Source organism: Exiguobacterium indicum HHS 31, assembly GCF_001939065.1.
GTDB classification, from domain to species: domain Bacteria; phylum Bacillota; class Bacilli; order Exiguobacteriales; family Exiguobacteriaceae; genus Exiguobacterium_A; species Exiguobacterium_A indicum.
Map to the genome: position 1 here is coordinate 1 of NZ_MPSZ01000018.1, position 6,861 is coordinate 6,861.

General features: G+C 46.2%; 6 protein-coding genes and 2 pseudogenes. 2 read left to right on the forward strand and 6 right to left on the reverse strand.

Features of this window, described 5'->3' with window-relative positions; translation table 11 throughout:
• Both N179_RS17005 and N179_RS16855 read left to right on the forward strand, forming a co-directional pair.
• A pseudogene (locus N179_RS17005) lies at positions 1-554 on the forward strand (hypothetical protein); the annotation flags it as partial.
• A 194-nt stretch (positions 555-748) separates the two neighbouring features.
• A pseudogene (locus N179_RS16855) lies at positions 749-2,006 on the forward strand (IS3 family transposase).
• A gap of 150 nt (positions 2,007-2,156) precedes the next feature.
• On the opposite strand, the gene rlmH reads toward N179_RS16855, so the two are convergent.
• The 6 genes from rlmH to yycH all read right to left on the reverse strand — a co-directional run.
• On the reverse strand, positions 2,157-2,636 hold the full coding sequence (rlmH, locus tag N179_RS16655; protein WP_075643187.1) for a 23S rRNA (pseudouridine(1915)-N(3))-methyltransferase RlmH: 480 nt from the start codon (positions 2,634-2,636) through the stop codon (positions 2,157-2,159).
• Between the two features lie 72 nt (positions 2,637-2,708).
• Positions 2,709-2,870 (reverse strand): CxxH/CxxC protein, encoded by a 162-nt coding sequence (locus tag N179_RS16660; protein ID WP_023469838.1) that lies wholly within the window; start codon positions 2,868-2,870, stop codon positions 2,709-2,711.
• Positions 2,871-3,015: 145 nt separating this feature from the next.
• Positions 3,016-4,305 (reverse strand): S1C family serine protease, encoded by a 1,290-nt coding sequence (locus tag N179_RS16665; protein ID WP_075643188.1) that lies wholly within the window; start codon positions 4,303-4,305, stop codon positions 3,016-3,018.
• Positions 4,306-4,411: 106 nt separating this feature from the next.
• Positions 4,412-5,203, reverse strand: coding sequence for an MBL fold metallo-hydrolase (locus N179_RS16670; RefSeq protein WP_023469840.1), 792 nt, complete (start codon positions 5,201-5,203; stop codon positions 4,412-4,414).
• A 10-nt stretch (positions 5,204-5,213) separates the two neighbouring features.
• Complete coding sequence (locus N179_RS16675; RefSeq protein WP_058265606.1) at positions 5,214-6,050, reverse strand: two-component system regulatory protein YycI; 837 nt, start codon at positions 6,048-6,050, stop codon at positions 5,214-5,216.
• A gap of 6 nt (positions 6,051-6,056) precedes the next feature.
• Positions 6,057-6,861 (reverse strand): two-component system activity regulator YycH (yycH, locus tag N179_RS16680; protein ID WP_244150251.1); only part of this gene is annotated, 805 nt, incomplete at its 5' end.

Here is a 6,861-nt window from a genome sequence, read left to right on the forward strand (position 1 = left end):
GTCTTGTATACGATCGTCCTATAACAGATAAGTGCTTACTATGGTTAGACCTCGTTAAATGGTGGTCAGATAAAAATAATTATGTTGAAATAAATAAATGTATTGAGAGAGAACTATATTTAAGATTATTAAATTCATTAGATTCGCAACCAGAAAAGATATTTTTAAAAAGCTATTTTGCACTTTTTAAAAATAAAATAAAAGAAAATTTGCCTGCATTGATACCTCAAGTTTATTTACATTATGATCCATACACACAAAAACAGCGATTCGATACAAAAATATTACCTAGGCAACGAATGGACTTTTTATTACTCTTTTCAAATCATATACGGGTTGTAATTGAAATAGATGGTAAACAACATTATTCAAATGGAGATACATCAAGTCCTAGATTATATGCAGAAATGGTCCGTGCCGATAGAGCATTAAAACTTCAAGGATATGAAGTGTATAGATTTGGCGGATTTGAATTTATTAATGAAGAAACATCAATAAAATTAATAAAAGGTTTTTTTGAAGAACTCTTTAAGAAACACGAAATTGAGTATTGATTAAAAACTTAAGAAAAAATAACTATATATATTATTAGTTATTATACGGAGATTGGACTGACCCCTTAATGGTGGACACTTGATAAAAGACCACATTCGGGGTTTTTTTGTGTTTAAAGATATTGATATACTGTATCTATATAATTTATACAGGAGCACTATTAATGAACAAACGCACTTTTAATCCAGATTAAATCAGACAACTTAAAGCGAGTTTTCACGTAGCCTCGGTATCAGATTGTATGATTCAATACAAAAGAGAATTTAGCTGGTAAGCAATCGATACAAATCTTTGAGGAAAGCGGCTTTGACCTAGACATGATCGGTAAGCAAACGCCGAACGAAGCATTGAAACGGTGGCGGAAGACATATCATTTATGGAGAAGAAGGACTCTTGAATGAAAACGAGAGACGTGGAAAATCAAATCTTAGAGGTCGACCGAAAAAAGAGGATTTCGTCTAACGACAACTTGCGAGAGCTTAAGCACGAATCAAGTACCTCACAGCGGAGAATAAATTACTGCTCTCGAAAGAGAGGCGAAGTACCGAAACTAACGACATCTGAGCGCTATCAGGCAATCAATATTGTTTTACGAAAACAATCGTCGAGTCGGTTCGTGACGGATCTATGTATGCTCGCTGAAGTGAGCCATATTGGTTATTACACCTGGCTCGCCACGTACGGATATTGTTGAACGCGACTATGCGGACTATCACCTTCTAAAACGTATTCATGATTGTCATAAAGGGAAAATCGGCTATCGTGGTCTGTACATGGAGATGCTTGATCTTATCAGGGACCGATGAATCATAAATGTATTTTGCGTATCATGATAAAATTTGGAATCATGACGAAAATCCGTAGGCAGAATGCTTACCATAAAATCGCTGAAGCGACATATGAACATAAGACTATACCAAACCACTTGAACCATCGGTTCGATCAACAGGAGCCTGATAAGGTATTCGCCACATACATTACTTATCTCCATATTGAATCTGGTCAAACTGTTTATCTCTCTTGTGTGAAGGATATCGCTACACGTGAAGTTATAAGTTATGGCACATCATTTATCTACAAGCCTCCATATGGAACTCGTCCTTCATACAACAAATAAATTCGCAGAACGACTTCAAGGGAATATACACCCTGAAGCGATGATACATTCCAATCAAGGATTCCATTATACGCATCCTGCTTATCAAACACGAATCCGTGAGATGGGAATGCTTCAATCTATGTCTCGTAGAGGAAACTGCCTGGATAATGCGCCAATGTAAACATTCTTTGGTCACTTGAAAGATTATGTCGATCATAAATTAGCATCTGACCGCGATGAGGTCTGTATCATGGTTGATGCTTACATTGATTATTACAATAGCGAAAGAAGACAATGGAAACTACAAAAGATGACTCCGGTGCAATACCGAAGCCATCTCATAGCAGCTTAAAACGTTAAGGGTGCTTTTATTAAACTATCCAAACTCTAGAGATCAGTTCATTAACGTTTAACATTCCGAAGATGTTTTATATTGCTTCATAATTGTATGTTAGTCCAAACCAGTTCTATTTCAAACTCTCTTCTTTATGAAAAATCGTCTTTACTTATGATACGGCTCATTCCGATTAATCCGGTACGCCCGATAAATCTGTTCACACAAAATCATCTTCATCAATTGATGCGGAAATGTCATCTTTGAAAACGAAATCGTATCATTCGCACGCTGAATCACTTCTGGTGCAAGACCGAGTGATCCACCGATGACGAAAGCAATTTTGCTCTTGCCATATGTCGCGAGTTGATCGAGTTCTTTTGCGAACTGTTCACTCGTCCGTTGTTTTCCTTCGATAGCAAGTGCGAGGACATGAACATCCGGTCCGATCTTCGCTAAAATCCGTTCGCCCTCTTTTTTCTTCACTTGCGCCATCTCCGCTTCACTCAACTGCTCTGGTGCCTTTTCGTCCGCGACCTCGATTTCTTGGATCGAGCAGTAGGCGCCGAGACGCTTCGTATATTCGGCGATGCCTTGTTTCAAATACTTCTCTTTTAGCTTTCCGACCGTAATGATGGTAATTTGCATCTTTTTTCTCGCTTTCTGACAGAAAATTCAGGAGTTATCCACAGAGTTATCCACAAATCCACATGTTGATATTTATTTTTTGCTTGACACAAGATATGTTGCCGGTGCGTCACAGTATTCACACGTGATGTTTTTTTCTGGATTTAGCTGATCGAGAATCGGGTATTGTTCTGTTTCATCCACGATTTCGTCAAGCGCGAGCTCGACATGTTCTAAACAGACGTACTTATCCACAGGTGGTCTCCTCCTTTCACTTATCCACATTTATCCGCTTCCAGTATAACAAATATCGACCTTCCTGACCGGAAAAGGCGCAGGTTTCTTCACTCAAAAAAACCATCCACAGGTCGGACCTGTGGATGGTTTTTCAGATTATGCTTTACTGAACAGTTGGTGACTGAGCTGACAACTTCACATCTGCTGTCTGTTTTTCACCGCCACGGTAGAACGTGACTTTGACCGTTTCGCCAACTTTTGCATCCCGGTAGAGAACACTTTTTAGATCAGCGAACGATGCGATCGCTTTTCCGTTGATCTCAACGATGACATCGTTTGCCTTCATACCCGCTTTTTCGGCTCCGCTGTTACGTGTCAGACCGACGACGACGATTCCTTTCGTGACATCATTCGGTAATTTCAGACGATCTTCGCGATATCCGCTTGGGAATTCCTGCACGTCACGAATCTGAATCCCGAGCTGTGGACGAACGACTTCACCATTTTGCTCGAGATCACGCATGATTGGTAACGCTTCGTTGATCGGAATCGCAAACCCGACTCCTTCGACACTTGCTTCCGCGATCTTCATCGAGTTGATCCCGATTAATTGACCAGCTGTGTTGATGAGCGCTCCACCGGAGTTCCCCGGGTTGATCGCTGCATCCGTTTGGATGACTTCCGTATTGAAGTCTTGCTGTCCATCCTTGTTCGTATCGACGGGAACCGTCCGTTCCTGCGCACTGATGACACCGCGCGTGACGGAGTTCGCGAAGATTCCGAGTGGATTTCCGATCGCAAGCACCGTTTCACCGGCACGTAACGTATCCGAATCCCCCAGTTTTGCGACTTGTGTCACTTTCGATGAATCAATCGACAAGACCGCTAAATCGTACGTCGGATCTTCCCCGAGGACTTTTGCCTCGAGTGCTGTTCCGTCGGATAACGTGACAGACAAGCGGTTCGCCCCTTCAACGACGTGGTAGTTCGTGACGACGTAGGCTTTATTGCCGTCTTTTTTATAGATGACGCCGGACCCTGCACCCGTTTCCTGATCGGTTCCTTGGAACGAGCTCTGAAGGTTCGTCACGCTCACGACGGCTTCCTTCGTCTTACCAACCGCACCGACGATGTCGGCTTCATCCTCTGTCGTCTGTGTTGCAGTCTGTTCCGCTGTCGTCGACGAAACCGGAGTCGGACTCGTCATCTCATCGCGGACGAACGGCCACGCGACGAGGGCAATCAACAAGGCTCCGACGATTCCGCCGATCAGACCGACGAAAAAGGCTTTTCCGGCACCGCGACGACGCGGTGGTTCTGGTTGTTCTTCATATGGTTCACGATAAGGGCTGACCGGTTCGCTCGTTGCCGGCTGACGGGGCGGGAAGCCGCTCTCATCGGATGACTGTTCGTATCGTTCGGATTCGTTCCGTGGTTCTTCGGGTCGATCCATCGACATACGCCTCCTTTATGACTCTCTTTACACAAGTATACCCCCATCACGTGGCAAGTGAGCCAAATGTGGGGGTCTTTTGAGCATATTCAGTAATTTCCCATAATCAAAGCTTCAGGAGCGGCGTCGGAATGACCGGATCCGTGTCGAGAAGCTGAATCTTACTCAGATCGACGTCACGGCTCGCGAGCGTTTGGGAGACACTCATCCGGGCGAGTTCCTTCATGTTGTTGTCCTTGCTCAAGTGGGCCATGTGGATCCGTTTTGTCCGGTCATCGAGGACCTCGCTCATCGCGATTGCGGCGTCCTCGTTCGAGACGTGTCCGTAATCCCCAAGGATCCGTCGTTTGACGCTCCACGGGTAATGTCCCATCTGGAGCATACCGATATCATGGTTCGCTTCGAAGATATAGGCATCAGCGCCCCGAATGACACCTTTCATCCGGTCCGAGACGTATCCGGTATCCGTGATGTGTGCCAACCGTTTTCCTTCGTGCGCGAACTGGAAGAACATCGGATCCGCTGCATCATGACTGACATTGAACGATTCGACTTCGATGTCACCGAACTGCTTGACCTCTCCGACTTCCCAGAGGAACTTCAGCGCCGGATCAATCTTACCGATCTTCGCTTCCATCGCTGCCCACGTCTTTTCATTCGCATAGAGCGGGATATTGTACTTCCGTGCCATGATACCGACGCCTTTGATATGGTCGGAGTGCTCATGGGTGACGAACAGACCATCGATGCCATGCGGCGACCGGTCAATCTGGTCGAACAAGGCGAGCATCGCCTTGCCAGTCAGTCCCGCGTCAACGAGCAAGCGGGTCTGTTCACTTTCGATATAGAGGGCGTTCCCCGTCGAGCCACTGGCCATGACGCTGTAGTGTAGGCTCATCGTGCATTCCTCATTTCTCTGAGACTGTATCCAATCGTTCGACGGTCTGGACACCGCCGTCAATCGCATTGACGAAGTAGACTTCTTCATTGTCGAGCTCGATTTGCCACGTCGGCGGCAGGATTTGGACCGATTCCGTGCCTTCCGTGACGAGACAAAAATAACCGAGCTTGTGACTCGTCAACCGCTTTGATGCCGGGAACAAACCTTGTTCCGACAACTGGACGATCGCTTCACTTGCCGATAACAACGTCACGTCCTGTGCTTGCCGAACGACCTTGTTCAAGTGACGTTGTTTGTAGCTGACGATTTCCTTCGCATCGTTGAGCTGCAAGACGAGCAGGGACGGTCCGATCATCGCATCGTCCTCACGCGACTGCTGTGGTGTCGAATAGAGCGGCTGTCCCTTATACGTCTGAACGAATGTCATCTCCTGATACTTACTATCATACTTCCAAAATGTATATTCGGCACCATACCGAACGGACGCTTGAACGAACGATGAAGCAGAATCCCGCATCGTCTTCGTTTCGAGTCGATACGGTTTCGTCAACCGGACCGACCACTCGACATCGTTCTTGACGGAAGCGACCGCGTCACGAATCGGTGAACTAGCAAGTGGCGCCAGTGTTCGCGCATCGACTTCGGCTGTTAAATAGCCGATGTCTCGCGTAACCGGTTGTAGTTTTTTCTCATCGATTTGACGATCCTTCAAGATCGATTTACCGGTCGCACTCGTCGCGACGATCCGCGGCTCGACCATCCGGTCCATCAATTGAATGGCAAGGTAGACGTTCAGGATCAAAAAGGTCAGCATCAATAAGGTCTTCGCTTTACTCCAGTCCATTCATCCTCACCCCTCATTCCCGACAGCTTGATTGATCGATTGCCAGACGCCGTCGATTTTGATGAACCACGTCGGCTCAAAGACGGCATAGCGGCTCGTTGAAATCTTATACGTCATCTCATATCCAATCCGGATTCCACTGATCTCTTTTAAGAGATCAGCACGGTTCAGACGTTCGAGAACCGTTTCAACGGCTGGCACCGTTTCTTCCCGAAGAATCAGTTTCCGCTTCGCTCGGAGCATGCTACGGCTGAGCGATCGGACTTGGTTCTCCTCATACATGATCTTCAGTGTCGCGAGATCGAACTTCGTCTGTTCGAGCAACGGACCACTCTCCCCAAATACCGGATATCGGTTCAGATACAATCGGAACGTCGCCGTCTGTTCCTCACTCTTTTTACTCATCTGATCAAAATAATACCGGAAACCACTACGCTGGGTATCTTGATCGAGCCAGCCCCCATGAATGTTGACATAGCTGACGAGCGTGCTGTAATCGACGGTCGAGCTTTGGGTATTCGGCGATAACGTGTTGAAGCGATAGACATTGTAGTTTCGGTCATACGTCGAAACGCTGACACCGTCCGTCAAGACGTCAAGATCATCCCGACTCTTGATTTGCTGGACGTTCGAGTTCTCAGCAAAAAAGGCACTCCGAATGCGATCAAGTGGTTTTGGCGATTGCCCGACCTCGTCATAGACGAAGACTTGCTCTAATCGCGTCGTACCGCTCGCGACATACGTATAATCGCCACCTTTGAGTTCGACGCGTGTCATCGGTTTTTTCTTATCATGCGCGAACAGTCGCTTC

Bases quoted from the DNA above. Each gene is read 5' to 3' on its own strand.
- rlmH (WP_075643187.1), bottom strand. From the start codon at position 2,636: ATGCAAATTACCATCATTACGGTCGGAAAGCTAAAAGAGAAGTATTTG.
- N179_RS16675 (WP_058265606.1), bottom strand. From the start codon at position 6,050: ATGGACTGGAGTAAAGCGAAGACCTTATTGATGCTGACCTTTTTGATC.
- N179_RS16670 (WP_023469840.1), bottom strand. From the start codon at position 5,203: ATGAGCCTACACTACAGCGTCATGGCCAGTGGCTCGACGGGGAACGCC.
- N179_RS16665 (WP_075643188.1), bottom strand. From the start codon at position 4,305: ATGGATCGACCCGAAGAACCACGGAACGAATCCGAACGATACGAACAG.